An 18,757-nucleotide genomic window follows, 5' to 3' on the forward strand; every position below is an offset into this window, starting at 1 on the left:
AGACTCTGGCGAATTATAGCATATTTCCCTTGGGGCGAGACGTATCAGAAATGTTACAACGAAAAAAACCCGACGAGGTCGTCTCGTCGGGTCACGTTCAGGCGTGGGCCGGATGCGTCGTCACTTCATCCGTGGCCTCGTATGTATACAAGCCGCGGCCAATCTTTTTGATGTCAGGATTGACCGATTCGATTTTCACCATCAATTGGTAAATATTGCTAATGTGATGTCGATAGCGCAATTCGAGCTCCATTTGGATGTCCCGTACGCTCATCGTCTTCCGTTCTTTCAACAGGTCTGTTACCTGATGGACGTAGACCTCGAGCGGATAACGTTGATTGACGCGACGTGGGCGCATTCGTTTCGCCGGATCGAGGAGTGATTCCTCTTCGCGCTTGTTTCGGTTCAACTCTGAAATCAAGTATTCCGCCCGGCGTTGCAACTGACGATATGACTCTTCGATCTCCATCAGTTCCCGATAGATATTCTCATTGACGTCCGTAGATTCCATGCACAAGTCCTCCTCTACACTTAATTGATGTTCCCCATCACCCAAATTCATCAATTATTACCAGTTATTACTTATTCCCAATTAAAAGTGTAACGGTTTTGTAATGTGCTTGTCATCTGTTTTTAGGCATTTTTATCTATTTTAGGTCTTTTGACTCAATATAAAAAGATGACGACTGTTCGGGGCAGTCGTCATCTCACGGAAGATGATCGTAGTCTTTACGCGCCGACGCGTTCGAGGATGCGTGCGAGCGAGAGTTCGTCGGTCGAAGCGACGATGAGGTCTGCATGACCAAGCATCGATTCTTCCCCGACGGCGACAGCAAACATGTTTGCCGCTTTGATGGCAGTCACGCCTGCGGCTGCGTCTTCAACACCGATGGCATGTTCGGGTTTCACGCCAAGGGCAGAGGCAGCCTTCAAAAACACTTCGGGATGTGGTTTCGATTCGGCGACAGTTGCTGCATCGACAATGTGATCGAAGTAATGACGGACACCAAGTGCGTCTACGACCGCGAATGCGTTTTTAGAAGCCGATGCCATTCCGATTTTGAGACCAGCCTCTTTGATTTCATCGAGGAATGAAATGATGCCCGGCAACAAATCGTCTGAAGAGATGTGTTGAATGAGTTCAACGTAATGCTCGTTCTTCTTCTGTGCGAGTTCCGCTTTTTCATCCGGTGTGAAATCGTCCTGTCTCCCACCGAGCGCGAGGATGCGCTCGAGCGAGTCCGTCCGACTCACGCCTTTTAGCGTCTCATTGAACTCGCGGTCAAACGGAATATCGAGCTCTTCTCCGAGTTGTTTCCAAGCGAGGTAATGGTACTCCGCGGTGTCAGTGATGACACCGTCCAAATCAAAAATGACTGCTTCAATCGTCGACATACATGCTTTCCGCCTTTCCTTCTAATGTTTCTGTCGTCAGACTACATTAAGGGAACTTGACAAGTACCCGTTGCACGATTGGTCATTGATGCAAACGGTTGCACTTGTTCGATTTCTATTATAAATGAAAAAGCCATCATCATGCAACCGCTTTCGCAAAAAAATAAAAAAGCAGGAGAAGCATTCGCCTCTCCCACTGCTTACAACTGGATGCCGACGACTTTCACGTTGACCGATAGCGGTGTCATCGCGAGCATCGTATCCATGTCTTGCGTGATGCGTTCCTGTACGGCTGTCACCGTCTTGACGATCGATTGACCGTAAGCGATGTAGAGCGACAAGTTGATCGTGACGCCTTCTGACGATTCGTCGACTTTGACGTGCTTCATGAGCGCACGCTCCGACAGTTTCGTATCTTCTTGCGTGAACGACACGTGTTTCGTCTCTTTGACCGCGACTGCGGCGATCATTTCGACGACGTGACGTGAGACGTTGACGTCTCCTTCTGTGCTATGCATTCCATTTTCGTATGGCATGGTGTCACTTCCTTAACTCTAGTTTCGCTTCCCTTTATAAAGTGTAGCGGAAAACGTCCGTTTAGAAAAGGGTTTACGGTTTTGCATCTTTCACATCTTGGGCACGGCGGACGTCGATCTCGACGAGCGGCTTCAATAGCTTGACGACCGGCGGGCTGATGATCAATAGGACGATCAAGAAGGCGACGCCGAACAAGACGAGCAATTGGAGCCATGACGTCGGCATGAACCCAGCCGGCACGAACGCCTTCCAGGCGACGACGAGGAAGACGTGCACCAAATAAATGTAGAGACTGTACTTTCCGGCCCGAGTGATGACCGGTAGCTCGCGCCCCGGGATGATGAGTGCGAAACTGATCGCCATGAGGATCGATACCGTATAGACAATCAAGAAGGCGAACGGCCCGCTCCAGATCGCCTCCGGCACCGCCGTCTCATAGGCGAACCGGAACTTGAACAAGTTACCGATATGATAGAACGCGCTCTCGTTCTGAAGACTCATCGAGGCGAGCAGCCCGAGCGTGAGCGTCGTGAAGACGGCGAATCCGCCGATCCGATACCGGTTCCGTTGCTCGGCCCGCTTCGGCAGTTCGAAGAAGTTCATCGTGTTCCGCGCGCTCATCCAGTTCCCGATCAAGAAGAACGGATAGAACATGATGACTTTCCGCAGGGCGAAGAACCCGGTCGATTCAGCTTGGAAGCCGAACAAGAGCGCGAATAGAAGCGCGTACAGCACGTATCCTTTCAACTGGGTCACATACGGGGTGATGACGTACCAGATGATGATCGCCATCAAGTACCAGAGCGCCCAATACGGCTTCAATAGAATCAGTCCCGGGTTCTCGAGCGACAAGAGCGGGATGCCCTCGGTGAAGGCAAACCATGAGCCGAGGATCACTTGCCAGATGACGTAGACGACGAACAACTGGATGACGCGCAAATAACGGTTCTCCCGGAAGAAGTAACCGCTCAGCATAATGAATAACGGCATGTGGAACGTGTATAAGAATAAATAGACCCATTTCGGCAAGATGTCGTCGTAAGCACCGCGCACGTCCGTCAACAAATGACCGAACACGACGAGCAAGACGAGCACGCCTTTAACATTATCGTACCAATGATTTCGCATGATATTCCCTCAAGTTCTATAAATCAATATTGTTGTTTAGCCAATTCTTTTTGACGATTCCAAAAGGCAATCGTTTCTTTCTTCCGTTCAATTGGAAACTCCTCGAGCATCTCCCCCACTTCGTCTTCGAGTGGCAACAGCAATCCGGGGTTTTCCTGAGCGCACCGCATAATCTTTTCAAACTGCGTAAAGAACACCTCGAGTTCGCGAGGAGCCTGCGTTTCGAGCAGCTGTCCAGCTTCCGCGACATATCCGCCAAAATAAGTGAGATAGAAGATGCGCACCCGTTCCGTGAGCACCGGATCCGTGAAACGTTCTGCTTCTTTGACGATGGCCGCCCCTTCACGCAACATGTTAAAGTTCATCAAAAAACGATTCGTTCCCTTGTCCCCTAGTCGGACAATCTCTTTGATGAGCCGAAGCATCTCTTCAGCTTCGAAGCCTTCGCTGAAATAACGGTTCAACGTCGTCTTCACTTCTGCATGCTGTTTATACAGACCGACGATGAGCTCAATCAACTCGTTTTGGTCGAATTGCTTGAGCTCGGCCCGCAACTCGCCCACCTTCATCTTCTTCATCCAATTCCCTCGCTTCATTTTTTGCCTCATTCATCATAGCCGATTTTTTGAACTGGTGAAATTACGTTTCCACAAAAAAATGATGACGTCACTGTCATCATTCCCCGGATTTGCCCTTCGCAAGCCGAAACGTCAAGAAATCTTCATCCGACAGCATGTTTCAAGCGTATTCAAATAGACGAGAGTGGGTACAGTATAGTATAGTAGTCTTACCAAATAATCAGAATATTCTAATAAAAGGAGGTGTGGAGAATGGCTTCCGTCATTCGTAACCGTCACCACATGGTACATGACCCGAAACGTTCATTCTCTAACTTCGGATTTTGGTGGTTCACCGGCGCCTTTTCCGTCGGACTGCTCATCGTCGCCTTCGAACCAATCCGGGAACGATTCACCGCCATCCATCCGATTCTGTCCGTGCTGTCCTTTGTGTTCCTTTCGTTCTTCATCGGTGTCGCCATGAAACTCGCGCGTGACGTCTGGTGGCTCAACTACCTGCTCGAACGCACATCAAACCGATACATGTACATCGGGGCCGACACGCTCCGTAGCTGGCAGTACACGCTCGACTCCATCTGGTTATTGACCCGCACGTCACAAAAAAAGCTCGGCCGATTGTATATCCAAATCGACCGAACTGTCCGTTCTGAAGAGGCGAAGCGTCTGTTCGCCGCCTATTTGATTGATCGTGGTGTGCTCGTCGTCTACTCGAGACCATCGAAACCGAAGAAGATGGCTTAACCGAGATACGGCGCCAGCCAGGTCTGCGCTGCCTCAACTTCTTCCATACGTAGCTCGTGCCCGCCTTCGTGATAGAAGAGTTCAACGTCCGCTCCGGCACTTCGGAGCGTCGATGTGAGCTCTTCTGTTTCTGTTTTCGGGCAAATCGGGTCATGCTCCCCGGCCGAGATGAACACGTTCGCCCCCGTAAGGTCTGGCAACGTGAGTGAACGGTCGGGCACCATCGGGTGGAACAAAAGTGATGCGTGGAACGCATTCTGCCGGTAAAGCGCCGATCCGATCAAATTGGCCCCGTTCGAATAGCCGAGCGGGATCATCTTGTCGCGGTCGATGCCATATTCCGCCGCCGCATCATCCAAGAACGTCAAGAACCGTTCCGTCTGTTTCTTCAAGTCCTCGAGGTCGAGGACGCCTTCCGCGTGACGGCGGAAGAAGCGAGACATGCCGTTCTCAAGCACGTCCCCGCGGAGCGTCAAAATGTTCGCCTCGGGAGCGAGTCTTCGTGCGAGCGGGATCAAGTCCTGCTCCGTCCCTCCTGTGCCGTGCAATAAAACGAGTGTCGTCTCGGTCGTGCCTTGAATGAATTGATGTATCATGTCATGTCTCCTCTCGGGATTGTAATTGTCGGTAACGTACGGGTGATCGCGTCACGGTCTTGTTCGAACCATGCCGGGAGCTGGAGCGTCGAGCCGAGGCCCTCCAAACTCTCATCGATCAAAAAGCCGGGCGCATCGGTCGCCAGTTCATGAAGAATTCGGCCGGCGTCATGGAAGTAGACCGAGCGGAAGTAATGGCGTTCCTTCACTTCGGTCGGACGGAGCCCGAGCTCGAAGATGGCGTCTTGCCACGTCGTGTAGTCCTCCCCGTCATTGACGCGCCACGCGATATGATGGACCGTCCCCGAACCGGGCACCCCGTTCGGCAGGATGGTCTTTTTCACGTCGATGACGTTGCCGTAGTCGGCAGAGGCTTGTAGGCGAATCCATTCTGAATCTTCCCCTACCGTCTCAAAGCCAAACAGTCCCGTCAACAAGCGGACCGTCGCTTCAGGGTCTTTCGACAACAGCGTCGCTCCAGCAAAGCCGGTGATTGCTTCAGCTGATGTCACGCCCGGCACGACCCAACTCGTCTGTTTCGAACTCGCCCGGGCGACGAGCTCGACGACGAGTCCGTCCGGGTCTTCAAACAAGAGCGACGGCTCGCCGAACCGTTCGGTCGCGACCGTGCCGACGCCATGGTCGTTCAATCGTTTCTCCCAAAACAAGAGACTGTCTTCCGGGACGAGGTAAGCCGTGACCCCGACTTGTCCGCTGCCGACGCTGCCTTTGCCGATCCCTGGAATCGGGAAGAACGTGATGACCGTCCCCGGTGACCCTTGCTCGTCCCCAAAGTAGAAATGGTACGTGCCCGGGTCATCGAAGTTGACCGTCTGTTTGACGAACCGGAGTCCGAGGACATTCCCGTAAAAGTCTAATGTGCGTTGTGGGTCTTTCACCATCGCCGAGATGTGATGGATACCCGCTGATTGCTTCGTCATCTCATGTCCTCCTTTTTATTATCTTGATTTCAAGATAAATCATTTTCGAAGAAATGTGAAACTTTTTGCTCAATATGGCGTACGCTAATAGTAGACACCTATAAGGAGGTACATATATGACGTTACAAATCGATCGTGTGTCAAAACAGTTCGGTGACTTCACGGCTGTCGACGACTTGAGCTTCCACGTCCCGAAAGGCGAGATGTTTGGCCTGCTCGGGGCGAACGGGGCTGGGAAGACGACGACGTTCCGCATGATTCTCGACATTCTAAAACCGAGTGACGGGACGATCCTCTGGGACGGCCGAAAAGTCGACCACCGCATCGTCGGCTATCTGCCGGAAGAACGGGGCCTCTATCCGAAGTCACCCGTCCGGGACCAGCTCGTCTTTCTAGCAAGCTTGAAAGGAATGCGCCAAGCCGAGGCGAAACGGGCGGTCAAGTCATGGCTCGAACGACTCGAAATCCCGCAGTATGAGACGATGCGCGTCGAACAACTGTCCAAAGGGAACCAGCAGAAGATTCAACTCGTGGCCGCCCTGCTCCACAACCCGGAGCTGCTCATCCTCGATGAACCGTTCAGTGGGCTCGACCCGGTCAACGTCGAGATCTTGAAACGTGAAGTGCTCGCCCTCCGCGACGCCGGGACGACGATCGTCTTCTCGAGCCACCGGATGGAGCACGTCGAGGAGCTGTGCCAACACATCGGCATCTTGAAAGGCGGCCGCGCGGTCGTCAGCGGCGACGTGCCGACGATCAAGGAACGTTACGCTGAACCGGTGCTCTTTATCGAGACGGACCGACCTGACGTGCTCCAAGCCCTCCCGGTCGTCCGGGCGATCGAACCGCATAAAGATGGCCATTTCGTCCGACTCGACTCATTTGAAGACAGTGATGCGGTGCTCGGGGCCCTCGTCTCGAACGGTGCCGCCGTCAAGACGTTCATGCGCCAACCCGTCTCATTAAACGACATCTTCATCAAGGAGGTCGGTCAACATGTTTCATAACTTCGGACCACTTTACTCGTTCACGTTACGCTCGAAGCTGCGCTCAAAGGCGTTCCTCATCTCGACGATTTTAACGATCTTGTTCATCCTCGGCTTCACGAACATCGACCGTCTGCTCGCGAACTTCGAGGATACCGACCAGGCCCAAGCCATCCTCGTCACTGAAAACAGCGAACTGACGACGCTCATGCAGTCGCTCGGTTATGAAGACATCGAATCGGCCGCGATCCCCGAGTCCGAGGCGCGTGCTGGTCTCGACAACGGGGATTATGAGATTGTCGCCTTCATCGAGGGCGATTCGGCCCGCGTTCTATCGGAACGGCCAGAACCGGACTTCACGACGGTCCTCCAGACGGCACTCCGCGAAATCCGGAACGCCGAACTGATCGAGACGTCGAACATCGATCCGGCCGTCCTCGCGGCGTTGAATGAACCTGTCACGGTCGAAGAGTTGTATCTCGGCCGCGGCGGAGAGAACTCGGACGAACTGTTCTCGTCATTCGCGTTCGTCTACGTCATGCTCATGTTGCTCTACGTCTCAATCATCACGTACGGCTCGATGATTTCGACCGAGGTCACGACCGAGAAGTCGTCACGCGTCATGGAGCTGATCATCTCGACGACGCATCCGGTGACGCACATGCTCGCCAAAATCTCGGCCATCGGGACGCTCGCGTTGCTTCAAATCGCGATTTTCCTCGGCTTCGGGTACTTCAGCGCCCGCAGCAACGAGATGGCCCAGTCGGTCATCGATAACGCCGGCAACGTCCGGGCCGTCGTCTACCTGTTGACGTTCTTCACGCTCGGCTACCTACTCTATGCGGCCATGTTCGCCGTACTCGGCTCACTCGTCAGCCGGGTCGAAGAATCGCAACAGATGACGATGCCGGTCATCATGCTGCTTGTCGCCGGGTTCCTCGCCGCCATGTTCGGCTTAAACAACCCGGAAGCACCGATCGTCACGATTTTGTCGTACGTACCGTTCTTCACGCCGATGCTCATGTTCCTTCGTGTCATGCTCGTCGATGTGCCGGTATGGGAAGTCGCGTTGTCAATCGGCATCATGATTGCCACGATCGGTGTGATTTTGTGGGTCGGCTCGAAATTTTATCGCGGCGGAGTCCTATTCTACGGCAACAACGCGATTAAACAATGGCGACAAATATTACAGAATCGACAATAACGTTTACAGCATTTTCGTTTTCGTATACTCTAAAGAATGTGCAAAATGAGGAGGAAACGAACAATGCGATCACGATTACTCGCAGCTTTAATCTTTACTTTCATGACGACGCTCACGACGTTCATCTGTTATACCGTCTTCTTGGACGCCGATGCGCTGTGGCAAATCTTGCTCGCATATGCGGGAAGCACGTTCCTCGGGACGCTCGCTTTTTGGTATCCGGTCAGCCGGCGTCCAGAGACGTCGCGGTTCGGCGGCGCGTGGATCGGCATCTTGATCACGACGACGACGCTCATCGGATTCACCGTGATCCGCTTTACCGTTCGCGGTGACGCCGCGTCCTTACTCGACTGGCAGACGATGCTCGCGAGCCTCGCCTATACGTTCGGTTACGTCGGTTGGGTGCTCACGATCCTCAACATCGTGCTCGGCTTCCTACTTGCCGGGACACGACCGAAAGTAAGATATGACGCACGTTCTGTGCGCTGAACGACAGAACGGCCACCCAAATGGGCGGCCGTTCTTTTTTATGCTCGATACCAATCCCAAAATGAAGCACCTTGTGCCACAATCACATAGTCCAACCATTGCGAAAAGTTGAACGGCAAGCGGTTCAATTTAGCGTCTTCTTCATCAAAACTCAAAAATTCTCCAATCCACACCCGGTTGTCCGTCTCACTTATGTATTCGCAAACCATCCATTCTCCGTCACGCCCCGCCCCTATCGGTAGAAAACGCGCCGGACAGTCCCAAAGTTGTCGGTGCTCAAGGATGTCGTCGATCGAGAACAATTCGATTGCTCCGCCGTATTCCGGGTCTTCGAACAGTTTGGCACCGTTCTGTTCGGTTAACCATGCACGGACCGCTGCCGGTGTTTCTTTCGGCAACCGCTCTAACTCCGTCGCAGTAGCTGGACCGTTGAAGGAGAATGTCAGTTGATTCACGTATCCTTCTTCTAACTGGACATCGAGCCGGTTGTTCACCAACCGTCGTTTCAGTACTTGAACAGCAATCATCACATTGTTCCTTTCATCCATAATGAAAAACCGTGGTCCCCCACGGCCTTCACTGCAATTTATACGATTTATCGACGACCCCGAACTCCGTGTATTGGAACGAGTTGTCGACGAACTGATCCGGTACGAGCTGCTCGATATAGCGGGCGAACGGCACGATCCGATGCGTCGGTTCGTGCGAGCGACCCAGGTCGAGCACAGCATCGACGAGCGCCTCGAGCGCATGATGTGACGTCGGTTCCTCGTCCTCGGCGAAGATGCGACGGAGTTCTTCCTCATGCATGAGGTCGAAGATGCGCATGCGTGCCTCGAGCTGCCGCTGCATGTCCTCGGTCGACTTGCCGTGCATCGCCTCATCGTAGGCGAGCTTCATTTGTTCAAGTTCTGGGACCGTCCCTTTCATGAGCACTTTGAGCGACTCGCCCGTCCAAATATGGCGGGCCAAATAGTTCGCGTCGATCTTGAGCGCCTCGGCGAGCGCCTCTATGTAAGGCATCGTCGGGTAGACTTCACTCAGTTCGGTCCGGCGAATAAAGTACGGGGCGACGCCGATGCGGTCGGCGAGTGCCTCGACCGAGATGCCGGCCCGCTCACGTAATATTCGAATCCGATCCCCATAACCCCGGTACGGTGCGTTTTTTCCATCCATGTCTCTCTCCCCCTCTCTTTTTAGTATAGTTCCCGAATCCATAAAAAAATACTCGGAAGCATACGCCTCCGAGTAAAATGTTCAACTTATTTTTTCGTCAATTCGACGACTTCTGTAGAACCGGCTGTGACCGTGTCGCCTTCAGCAACGAGTTTGTTCACGCCGAAGCTGTCGTGGTTCGTGATAATCACCGGTGTGATCGTCGACGGCGCGTTCGCTTTGATGAAGTCAAGGTCGAACGTGACGAGCGTGTCGCCAGCTTTGACGGCTTGACCTTCTGTCACGTGCGTTTCGAAGCCTTCACCTTTAAGGTTGACCGTGTCGAGACCGATGTGAATCAAGTACTCGGCACCGTTGTCAGCGTTGATTCCAATCGCGTGTTTTGTCGGGAAGACAGTCGCGATTGTACCGTTGACTGGCGAGACGACTTTGCCGTCTGTCGGTTCGACGGCGATGCCGTCACCCATCATTTTTTGCGAGAACACTTGGTCAGGAACGTTCGTGATGTCAATGACCTTCCCTGTAAGCGGTGAAACCGCGTTAAGTTGTTCTTCTTTACCACCAAATAGTTTTTTAAAGAATCCCATAGCTTAATCCCTCCAACATGTTCTGTTAATCAAAGTCTTAGCTTTTATACCCGAAAAGCTTCCTCTTCAATCCCTACCCTATAAACGGTATAGTTGTAATAAGGTAGTGCGAATTCGTTTACACATCGTAAGAATACGAGTGTGCAATCGCTTTTGCAAGCCCTTTTTACACTTTATAAAAATTTCACATGATGGAGGCGCTTACAATGACGACTTTCACAAAATTGTCATATGAACGGCCCGACTTGGACGCTTTGAACAGCCGATTGTCGGACTATTCAGTCGAATTGCAACAAGCGAGCACACTCGAAGAGGCGAACGAATTGATTCGCCAAATCAACCAAGAACGGAACGCGTTCGAGACGCAAAGTCAACTCGTCGCAATCCGCCACTCGATCGATACGCGTGATGCGTTCTACGAGGCCGAGCAGACATTCTTTGACGATGCCTTACCGGTTTACGAGAAAGAGGTCCAAGCGTATTATCGCGTCTTGACCGAGCACGACCTGCGCAGCCAACTCGAACAGGAATGGGGCAGCCAGTTGTTCGAACTCGCCGAGCGTGCACTCAAAACGTTCGAGGAGTCGCTCATCCCGAAACTGCAGGAAGAGAACCGATTGGCGACCGCCTATCAGAAAGTCATGTCGGCGGCCCAAATCGAATTCGACGGCAAGACGCTCAACTTGTCCCAGTTAGGCCCGTATCTACAATCCCCTGACCGTTCGGTACGAAAAGCGGCATCCGAGGCCCGTTATACATATCTGGCCGACAACGGAGACGAACTCGACCGCATCTACGGCGAACTCGTCCGCGTCCGGACCGACATCGCGCACGCGCTCGGCTTCCCGTCGTTCGTCGAGCTCGGTTACGCCCGGATGCAACGCGTCGGCTATGACGAGTCGAACGTCGACAACTTCCGCAAACAAGTGCGCGACGTCATCGTCCCGCTCGCAACGACGTTAAAAGAGAAGCAAGCGAAACGGATCGATGTCGATTCGCTCACGTACTACGACGAGTCGTTCGTCTTCCCAGACGGCAACGCGACGCCACAGGGCGACGAGGCGTTCATCATCGAAGGCGGGAACACGATGTATCGTGAACTCTCAAAAGAGACGGACGAGTTCTTCCAATTCATGCAACAGCGCGGCGCCCTCGACTTGACGGCGAAACCGGGCAAGGCCGGCGGCGGTTACTGCACGTACCTCCCGTCGGAAGGTCTGCCGTTCATCTTCTCGAACTTCAACGGGACGGCCGGCGATATCGACGTGCTCACGCACGAGGTCGGTCACGCCTTCCAAGTGTACGAGAGCCGTCATTTGACGACGCCGGAATACGCGTTCCCGACTTACGAGGCGTGTGAGATCCACTCGATGTCGATGGAGTTCTTCTGCTGGCCATGGATGGAACTGTTCTTCGGAGACCAAGTCGACAAATATAAGTTCAATCATTTGGCAGGAAGCATCACGTTCCTCCCGTACGGCGTCCTCGTCGACGAGTTCCAGCACGTCGTCTACCGCAACCCTGACATGACGGTCGCTGAGCGGCGCCAGGCATGGCGTGACCTTGAGAAGGTGTACTTGCCACACCGTGACTATGAGACGAACGACTACCTCGAGTCAGGCGCTTGGTGGCACCAACAAGGACACATCTTCCAGAGCCCGTTCTACTATATCGACTACACGCTCGCGCAAGTGTGCGCCTTCCAGTTCTGGGTGCGCATGCATGAGGACCGTGAGGCGGCGTGGAGCGATTACCTCACGCTCTGCCAAGCCGGCGGCAGCCGCTCGTTCCTCGAGCTCGTCGAATTGGCCGGTCTCAAGTCACCGTTCGAGGACGGCGTATTGAAACAGACGGTCGGACAGATTGAAGACTATCTATTGAAACACCCGCTCGCGAACTAAAACGAACCCACTCACGTCAGCGTGAGTGGGTTTTCGCGTTCCAGCCCGAGCATGGCGCCGACGTATTGCGAGGCCGTCATGAAGGCGATAAAAGCGCAAAGTTCACTGATCTCGGCATCCGTGAAGACGTCTTGGAGCACACGGATCGATGAGGCCGGCGTGTCGCCTTTCAGTTGTAAAAACACATCGGCGAACCCGACGGCGAGTGCCGTCCGTTCGTCGAACATATGCGGTTCAGGCTTTCCTTTCGCCTGGCAGTAGTCACAGCCGTTCTGTTGGGCGAGCGTCCGTCGTACCTGCTCTTTCAGCTCGGCGGACAGTCTCCCCTCGCCCGTTAACGTGTCTCCGAGCATGGACCACTGTCGCATCACGCCTTCGTCATGCCCGAGCAATCGTTCGAACGGCGTCTTTCCGATGACAGCTGGTTGGATTCGACTCATTTCAACACCTCCTGTATATAAGTATAGAAGGTGATTACAGTGTTTCCCATTTCATTCACAGCGGAATCCAGCTACAATACATGCCATATAATACGAAAAAAAGGAGAATTCATTTCATGCTAAAAATCGACGATATCGACCGTCTCCTCTTACATGAACTAACAAACGACAGCCGCCTCTCGATGAGCGAACTCGGGCGCCGCATCAATTTATCGGCTCCGTCCGTCGGCGAACGCGTCCGCCGACTCGAGTCATTTGGCGTCATCAAAGGCTACACGATTGATATCGATCATGAATTGCTCGGTCGACCGATTCAATGTCTCATCGAGGCGACCGTGAAGAACGGGAACTATGAGGCGTTCACTCAGTTTTTGGGTCAGCAGTCGAACGTGTCATTCTGTTATCGCATCTCCGGGAGCGCCTGCTATATGCTGAAGATGCAATTCGCGACGTTCGCCGAGGCCGAGCAGTTCATCGATGCGGCCATCCCTTACGCCCAGACCGTCACACATTTCATCTTCTCCGAGGTCAAGACGCAACAACAGGTGAGCCCGTGAGCCCACCTGTGTCTTCAAATCACATCTAATGGTTCTTTTTGGCTCGGTGGCGGGAACGCCTCGTCGAGCGCGTTAAAGTCGTCCTCGGTCAAGTTGAGGAGCAACGCCGCGCCGTTCTCTTCGACGTGCGCTTTCTGCCCCGCTTTCGGGATGGCGATGACGTTTCCGCTCCGCACCGTCCACGCAAGCAAGATTTGGGCCGGCGTCGCACTGTACGCCTCGGCGATCCGGTTCACCGTCTCGTCGTTGAAGACTTTCTCTTTCACGTCGCTGCCTTCCGCGAGCGGGGCGTAAGCCATCATCGGGATTCCTTGCTCCTGTAAAAATGGCAACAAATCGTATTCGACGCCGCGGCTGCCGAGATGATAGAGCACTTGGTTGACGGCGCAATGTTTCCCCTTCGGCAAGGCGAGCAGTTCTTTCATGTCGTCGACATCAAAGTTCGAGACACCCCACGCTCGGATCTTACCGTCCGCCTTCAACTGTTCGAGCCCGTCGACCGTCTCCTCGAGCGGGATGTTCCCGCGCCAATGCAGGAGATATAAGTCGAGGTAGTCCGTACCGAGCCGTTCGAGCGTCGCGTCACAAGCTTGGACGAGTTTGTCGCCCCCGGCGTTATGCGGATACACTTTCGAGACGAGGAACACGTCTTCCCGCCGGTCTTGAATCGCTTCACCGACGAGCGACTCCGATTTCCCTTCCCCGTACATCTCCGCCGTATCGATGACGTGCAACCCGCAGTCGAGTCCCGTCCGGAGTGCCTCGATCTCGGCTTCCCGTTTCGATTCGTCTTCTCCCATGCGCCATGTGCCTTGCCCGAGGGCCCTCATCTCACGCCCGTCTGGCAATTCAGCCACGTGTTGTTTTAGTGCCGCCAAAATTAATGTATGTGGAATGCGGTTCATGCCATCTCCTCCTTCGTCCATTGTTCATGTAACGGTCCGGTCGTCCCAAAGACGGGATCGGTCGCCGGTTTGTCGACTCGTTCGATCCGTTGCACACTGTCCGGTCGTTCTTCCGGTTTCCCTGTCAACGTGTCATAATCGCGTCCTTCCGGATAGGCACCGACGATGGCAAAGTCTTCACTCGCCTCGAGACGGCGATGTCCCGTCCCGGCCGGCAAAATCAAGACGTCTCCTGCTTGAAGCGAGACGAGGTCCCCGGTCGCACCGCCAAGTTGGACGGTCGCCCGGCCCGACTTCACGCCGAGCACTTCATGCGTATTGCTATGGTAATGGTGATAATCGAACACCCCGTTGACCCAGCTGTTGCCCCAACCGTTATGTTCGAACGTCGCTTGCATCCCGTCCGTCTCATCGAACACGCCGCGATACAACAACACCGGGAAATCCGGATTGTTCGGGATCGAGCCGTCGTCTTCAAATCGATATGTCAACACATCCATATTGTTCCCTCCTTGTCTCTGTCTTTGTACCCGAGTTGACGCCCGATTAACCTGTGAGCCAACTCACGGTGAAAAAGTTCAAAAAGATAATTCAAAAAACTTAGTTTGTTCGATAGACAAACTAAAAAGTTTGATGTATTCTATTCCTGAAAACGATTACAGAAATGAGGAGGATGAATCGCATGTCACAAACTCAAACGAAAAAGGAATACTATCAAGGTGTCGGACAAATCAAATTTGAAGGTACTTCTTCTACAAACCCATTCGCCTTCAAACACTACAACCCAGAGGAACAAATTGGTGGGAAGTCGATGGAAGAGCTGCTCCGTTTCGCCGTCTCGTATTGGCATACGTTCACAGCCGATGGAAGCGACCCGTTCGGTAAAGCCACGATGATCCGACCGTATGACCGCCTTTCAGGAATGGACCTCGCCAAAGCCCGTGTCGAAGCGGCGTTCGAGTTCTTTGACAAGTTGAACGTGCCTTACTTCTGCTTCCATGATTTCGATATCGCCCCTGAAGGAAGCACCCTTGCTGAGACAAACCGAAATATCGATGTCATCGTCTCGATGATGAAAGAATATATGAAAACGAGTAAGACGAAATTACTTTGGAACACAGCGAACATGTTCTCGCATCCGCGCTGGATTCACGGAGCCGCCACTGCACCGAACGCAGATGTGTACGCCTACGCAGCAGCGAAAGTGAAAAAAGGATTAGAGGTCGGGAAAGAGCTCGGGGCCGAGAACTATGTGTTCTGGGGAGGTCGTGAAGGGTATGAAACGTTGCTCAACACCGACATGGGACTTGAGCTTGATAACTTGGCCCGCTTCTTCCACATGGCCGATAGCTATGCCAAAGAGATCGGCTTTGATGCCCAGTTCTTGATCGAACCGAAACCAAAAGAGCCGACGAAACACCAATACGACTTTGACGTGGCGACGGGTCTCGCCTTCTTGCAAAAATATGACTTGGCGGACCGCTTCAAATTCAACATCGAAGCCAACCATGCGACGCTCGCCGGCCACACGTTCGAACATGAGCTCCGCGTCGCCCGCGTGAACGGGATGCTCGGGTCCGTCGACGCGAACCAAGGTGACCCGCTCCTCGGCTGGGATACGGATGAATTCCCGACCGACCTCTATTCAACGACGCTCGCCATGTACGAGATCTTGTTGAATGGTGGGCTCGGAAGCGGTGGGCTCAACTTCGATGCGAAAGTCCGCCGCGGTTCATTCGAACCTGAGGACTTGTTCTATGCCCACATCGCAGGCATGGACAGCTTCGCCGTCGGTGCGAAAGTCGCTCAACGCTTGATTGATGACCGTGTGTTCGAGAACGTCATCCAAGATCGCTACGCAAGCTACAATGAGGGAATCGGAAAAGACATCGTCTCCGGTCAAACCGACTTCCACAAACTTGAGGCCCACGCGTTCACGCTTACCGACATCCAAAATAAATCGGGACGTCAAGAACAGCTCCGTCACATCCTCAACCAATACTTGTTGGATGTACAACGCCCTTAATCGCGAAGCCCAGACTCCATGATGGGGTCTGGGCTTTTAAATCAAACCGGAAAGGATGAACCTAATGAAATACGTCATCGGAATCGATTTAGGGACGAGTGCGGTCAAAGCCATCCTCGTCGACCAAAACGGGCAACTCTGCGGGGAAGCGAGTCGCGCCTATCCCCTCATCCAAGAACGAGAAGGCTACAGCGAACAAGATCCGTCGGCCTGGGTCGAACAGACGGTCAACGCCTTGACCGAGCTCGTTCAACAGTTCGAAGGACGTCCTGAAGACATCGAAGGCATCAGCTTCTCGGGACAAATGCACGGGCTCGTCTTACTCGATGCGCAACATCAGTTGCTTCGCAATGCGATTCTTTGGAACGATACGCGAACGACGGCTGAATGTGAGGAGATCAAAGATCGACTCGGACCGCTTCTCCTCGACCTCACTAAAAACCCAGCGCTCGAGGGCTTCACGCTCCCGAAACTTTTATGGGTGAAGCGGCATGAACCTGACCTGTACCGTCAAGCAGCCGTCTTCCTGCTCCCGAAAGACTATGTCCGCTATGCGTTGACAGGTCAACTGCACATGGATTATTCCGATGCGGCCGGAACGCTTCTCCTCGATATCGCTAAAAAGGAATGGAGCGACGAAATCTGTGAACGGGTCGGTGTGCCGAAATCCCTCTGTCCCCCACTCGTCGAGTCGTCTGATCAAATCGGGACGCTCAGTTCTTACTACGCGACGCGCACCGGCCTTTCTTCGAGCGTTAGCGTGTTCGCCGGAGGTGCCGACAATGCCTGCGGTGCCATCGGGGCCGGTATTTTGAACGATCAACAAACGATGTGCAGCATCGGCACGTCGGGTGTCGTCTTGGCCTATGAACCAACCGCCCTGCTCGATTTCAAAGGGAAAGTCCATTATTTCAATCATGCTAAGCCAGGTGCCTATTATACGATGGGTGTCACCTTGGCAGCAGGACATAGCTTATCTTGGTTCAAGGATACGTTCGCACCGGACCAATCATTCGAGACGCTGCTCGCCGAAGTGAAAGACGTACCGATCGGGTCGAACGGCCTCTTGTTCACCCCTTATCTCGTCGGCGAACGGACCCCTCATGCGGATGCCATGGTGCGAGGAAGCTTTATCGGGATGGACTCCACCCATCGCTTGGCCGATTTTTCACGGGCCGTGCTAGAAGGGATCACGTTCTCCTTAAAAGAATCGCTCGAACTGTTCCGTGCGGAAGGGAAAGTGATCACGTCGATCGTTTCGATTGGAGGGGGCGCCAAAAACGAGGCGTGGCTGCAAATGCAGGCAGACATCTTCGACGCTACCATCATCAAGCTTTCCAACGAGCAAGGCTGTGCGCTCGGTGCCGCCATGTTGGCTGCTTACGGCTGTGGGTGGTTTGATAGTCTCGAGGCCTGCAGTGAGGCGTTCATTCAGGAGGCGAAGCGATACGAACCGATTCCAGAAAACGTCACACGCTACCACGCCTTGTTCGCACTCTACCAACAAGTCTATCCGGCCACGAAACATCTCTCTCATGGTCTGTCCGCATTTCGGAGAAAGTGAGACGACGATGAACTATACATCCGACCATTACGGGACCGTGGACGGTATCCCCGTCTCGCGTCACCGCGTATCGACAGACTCGTTCAGCTTTTCTTGTATCGATTATGGGTGTACCATCACGGAAATTGCCGTCCCCGATCAACTGGGGAACATGGAGAACGTCGTATTAGCGCTTGATTCGCTTGAGGAATATGTCTGTCACGATTATTATCTAGGTTGCGTGGTCGGACGGGTGGCCGGAAGGATACAGAATGGTCAGTTCACACTCGACGATCAGACCATTCAACTGCCTTTGAACGACGGTCCCAACCACCTTCACGGTGATCACTTCCATAAAGTCGTATGGAACCCATCCATCGAACAGACGGATGATGGCGTGACCATTCGATTTGAACGGTCGTTTCCTCATGGCCATCACGGATACCCTGGGAATATTGACGTCTCGGTCGAATACACGATTACTCCCCACGCCGTGGCCATCCGCTATGAGGCGAAGACCGACGCGCCGACCGTCATGAACATGACGAATCACACATACTTCAATTTATCAGGGACGTCCATGCCGATTTCTGACCATACGCTTCAGCTTATGAGTGACTCGTTCTATGAACTAGACGAGACCCTTATTCCGCGCCGCGTGAAGTCCGTCATGACCTCCCGGGCATTCGATTTTAGAGAGGCGAAACGAATCGAAGATGGTCTAAATGATACAGATACGCAACTGGACCTCGCCGGAGGCTTCGATCACCCATTTTGCCTGCCCCAAACGGAACGTCCTCAAATCGATCTTCGTCATGCTTCCGGTCGCAGGCTTTCCGTCCATACGACCGAGCCGTGTGTCGTCTTCTATTCGGGTAATATGCTGCCGAACGGGCTGAGACGGACCGGGCTTTGTTTAGAGACCCAACAAGCACCGAACCTGCTGGACCCTCGTAGTGTGTTACGTCCCGGCGAGACGTACGTCTCCGAGACGACGTGGACGTTTGCCCCATGACAATAGCCCGCC

At 53.5% G+C, this 18,757-nt stretch carries 22 protein-coding genes; 9 read left to right on the plus strand and 13 right to left on the minus strand.

The window, feature by feature from the left end; translation table 11 throughout:
• Positions 1–97: 97 nt before the first annotated feature.
• From KNP79_RS08975 to KNP79_RS08995, 5 genes are all read right to left on the minus strand, one after another.
• Positions 98–511, minus strand: a complete 414-nt coding sequence (locus KNP79_RS08975) for a Rok-like winged helix domain-containing protein (protein ID WP_215192060.1) — start codon at positions 509–511, stop codon at positions 98–100.
• Between the two features lie 218 nt (positions 512–729).
• Positions 730–1,395 carry a beta-phosphoglucomutase gene (gene pgmB, locus KNP79_RS08980; RefSeq protein ID WP_138859026.1) on the minus strand — a complete coding sequence of 222 codons (666 nt, stop codon included), beginning with the start codon at positions 1,393–1,395 and terminating at the stop codon, positions 730–732.
• 200 nt (positions 1,396–1,595) lie between these two features.
• Positions 1,596–1,913, minus strand: a complete 318-nt coding sequence (locus tag KNP79_RS08985; protein ID WP_251127521.1) for an Asp23/Gls24 family envelope stress response protein — start codon at positions 1,911–1,913, stop codon at positions 1,596–1,598.
• A gap of 91 nt (positions 1,914–2,004) precedes the next feature.
• Entirely contained in the window at positions 2,005–3,060 is a 1,056-nt protein-coding gene (locus KNP79_RS08990) for an acyltransferase family protein (protein ID WP_215192062.1), read from the minus strand.
• Between the two features lie 23 nt (positions 3,061–3,083).
• Positions 3,084–3,638 (minus strand): hypothetical protein, encoded by a 555-nt coding sequence (locus tag KNP79_RS08995; RefSeq protein ID WP_152567751.1) that lies wholly within the window; start codon positions 3,636–3,638, stop codon positions 3,084–3,086.
• Between the two features lie 252 nt (positions 3,639–3,890).
• Here KNP79_RS08995 and KNP79_RS09000 point away from each other — a divergent pair, with 252 nt between their 5' ends.
• Complete coding sequence (locus KNP79_RS09000) at positions 3,891–4,379, plus strand: hypothetical protein (RefSeq protein ID WP_034778666.1); 489 nt, start codon at positions 3,891–3,893, stop codon at positions 4,377–4,379.
• Here the strand turns inward: KNP79_RS09000 and KNP79_RS09005 are convergent.
• Together KNP79_RS09005 and KNP79_RS09010 are read right to left on the minus strand one after the other, a co-directional pair.
• A complete protein-coding gene (locus KNP79_RS09005; RefSeq protein ID WP_215192064.1) occupies positions 4,376–4,975 on the minus strand; it encodes an alpha/beta hydrolase in 600 nt (199 codons plus the stop codon). The genes KNP79_RS09000 and KNP79_RS09005 overlap by 4 nt on opposite strands.
• Positions 4,972–5,916 carry a VOC family protein gene (locus tag KNP79_RS09010; protein ID WP_215192066.1) on the minus strand — a complete coding sequence of 315 codons (945 nt, stop codon included), beginning with the start codon at positions 5,914–5,916 and terminating at the stop codon, positions 4,972–4,974. The genes KNP79_RS09005 and KNP79_RS09010 overlap by 4 nt, the downstream gene beginning before the upstream one ends.
• A gap of 116 nt (positions 5,917–6,032) precedes the next feature.
• Here KNP79_RS09010 and KNP79_RS09015 point away from each other — a divergent pair, with 116 nt between their 5' ends.
• The 3 genes from KNP79_RS09015 to KNP79_RS09025 all read left to right on the plus strand — a co-directional run bounded on the left by KNP79_RS09015 (position 6,033) and on the right by KNP79_RS09025 (position 8,595).
• Positions 6,033–6,923, plus strand: coding sequence for an ABC transporter ATP-binding protein (locus KNP79_RS09015; RefSeq protein ID WP_214824991.1), 891 nt, complete (start codon positions 6,033–6,035; stop codon positions 6,921–6,923).
• Positions 6,913–8,106, plus strand: a complete 1,194-nt coding sequence (locus KNP79_RS09020; protein ID WP_215192067.1) for an ABC transporter permease — start codon at positions 6,913–6,915, stop codon at positions 8,104–8,106. Before KNP79_RS09015 ends, KNP79_RS09020 begins: the two co-directional genes overlap by 11 nt.
• Before the next feature lie 63 nt (positions 8,107–8,169).
• A complete protein-coding gene (locus tag KNP79_RS09025) occupies positions 8,170–8,595 on the plus strand; it encodes a hypothetical protein (protein WP_214711662.1) in 426 nt (141 codons plus the stop codon).
• Between the two features lie 38 nt (positions 8,596–8,633).
• On the opposite strand, the gene KNP79_RS09030 is transcribed toward KNP79_RS09025, so the two are convergent.
• From KNP79_RS09030 to KNP79_RS09040, 3 genes are all read right to left on the minus strand, one after another.
• Entirely contained in the window at positions 8,634–9,143 is a 510-nt protein-coding gene (locus KNP79_RS09030) for an SMI1/KNR4 family protein (protein WP_251132929.1), read from the minus strand.
• Positions 9,144–9,171: 28 nt separating this feature from the next.
• Positions 9,172–9,771, minus strand: a complete 600-nt coding sequence (locus tag KNP79_RS09035) for a helix-turn-helix domain-containing protein (RefSeq protein WP_021066527.1) — start codon at positions 9,769–9,771, stop codon at positions 9,172–9,174.
• Between the two features lie 86 nt (positions 9,772–9,857).
• Positions 9,858–10,358, minus strand: a complete 501-nt coding sequence (locus KNP79_RS09040) for a PTS sugar transporter subunit IIA (protein WP_021066526.1) — start codon at positions 10,356–10,358, stop codon at positions 9,858–9,860.
• A 206-nt stretch (positions 10,359–10,564) separates the two neighbouring features.
• Here KNP79_RS09040 and KNP79_RS09045 point away from each other — a divergent pair, with 206 nt between their 5' ends.
• The gene (locus KNP79_RS09045) at positions 10,565–12,259 is read left to right on the plus strand and encodes a M3 family oligoendopeptidase (protein WP_215192069.1); all 1,695 of its coding nucleotides are present in this window, start codon (positions 10,565–10,567) and stop codon (positions 12,257–12,259) included.
• An 11-nt stretch (positions 12,260–12,270) separates the two neighbouring features.
• Here the strand turns inward: KNP79_RS09045 and KNP79_RS09050 are convergent, their stop codons facing one another.
• The gene (locus KNP79_RS09050) at positions 12,271–12,699 is read right to left on the minus strand and encodes a carboxymuconolactone decarboxylase family protein (protein WP_215192071.1); all 429 of its coding nucleotides are present in this window, start codon (positions 12,697–12,699) and stop codon (positions 12,271–12,273) included.
• Between the two features lie 116 nt (positions 12,700–12,815).
• Between KNP79_RS09050 and KNP79_RS09055 the strand changes: the two genes are divergently transcribed.
• On the plus strand, positions 12,816–13,256 hold the full coding sequence (locus tag KNP79_RS09055) for an Lrp/AsnC family transcriptional regulator (RefSeq protein ID WP_131472905.1): 441 nt from the start codon (positions 12,816–12,818) through the stop codon (positions 13,254–13,256).
• Between the two features lie 14 nt (positions 13,257–13,270).
• Here the strand turns inward: KNP79_RS09055 and KNP79_RS09060 are convergent, their stop codons facing one another.
• Entirely contained in the window at positions 13,271–14,161 is an 891-nt protein-coding gene (locus KNP79_RS09060) for an aldo/keto reductase (protein WP_138859013.1), read from the minus strand.
• Complete coding sequence (locus KNP79_RS09065) at positions 14,158–14,661, minus strand: cupin domain-containing protein (RefSeq protein ID WP_034778690.1); 504 nt, start codon at positions 14,659–14,661, stop codon at positions 14,158–14,160. The genes KNP79_RS09060 and KNP79_RS09065 overlap by 4 nt, the downstream gene beginning before the upstream one ends.
• 182 nt (positions 14,662–14,843) lie before the next feature.
• Here KNP79_RS09065 and xylA point away from each other — a divergent pair, with 182 nt between their 5' ends.
• From xylA to KNP79_RS09080, 3 genes are all read left to right on the plus strand, one after another.
• A complete protein-coding gene (xylA, locus tag KNP79_RS09070) occupies positions 14,844–16,187 on the plus strand; it encodes a xylose isomerase (protein ID WP_215192072.1) in 1,344 nt (447 codons plus the stop codon).
• Positions 16,188–16,251: 64 nt separating this feature from the next.
• Positions 16,252–17,751, plus strand: a complete 1,500-nt coding sequence (gene xylB, locus KNP79_RS09075; RefSeq protein ID WP_215192074.1) for a xylulokinase — start codon at positions 16,252–16,254, stop codon at positions 17,749–17,751.
• A 7-nt stretch (positions 17,752–17,758) separates the two neighbouring features.
• Positions 17,759–18,745, plus strand: coding sequence for an aldose epimerase family protein (locus tag KNP79_RS09080; protein WP_215192075.1), 987 nt, complete (start codon positions 17,759–17,761; stop codon positions 18,743–18,745).
• Positions 18,746–18,757 lie beyond the last annotated feature (12 nt).

Source organism: Exiguobacterium sp. s7 (genome assembly GCF_018618195.1).
Lineage (GTDB): Bacteria > Bacillota > Bacilli > Exiguobacteriales > Exiguobacteriaceae > Exiguobacterium > Exiguobacterium mexicanum_A.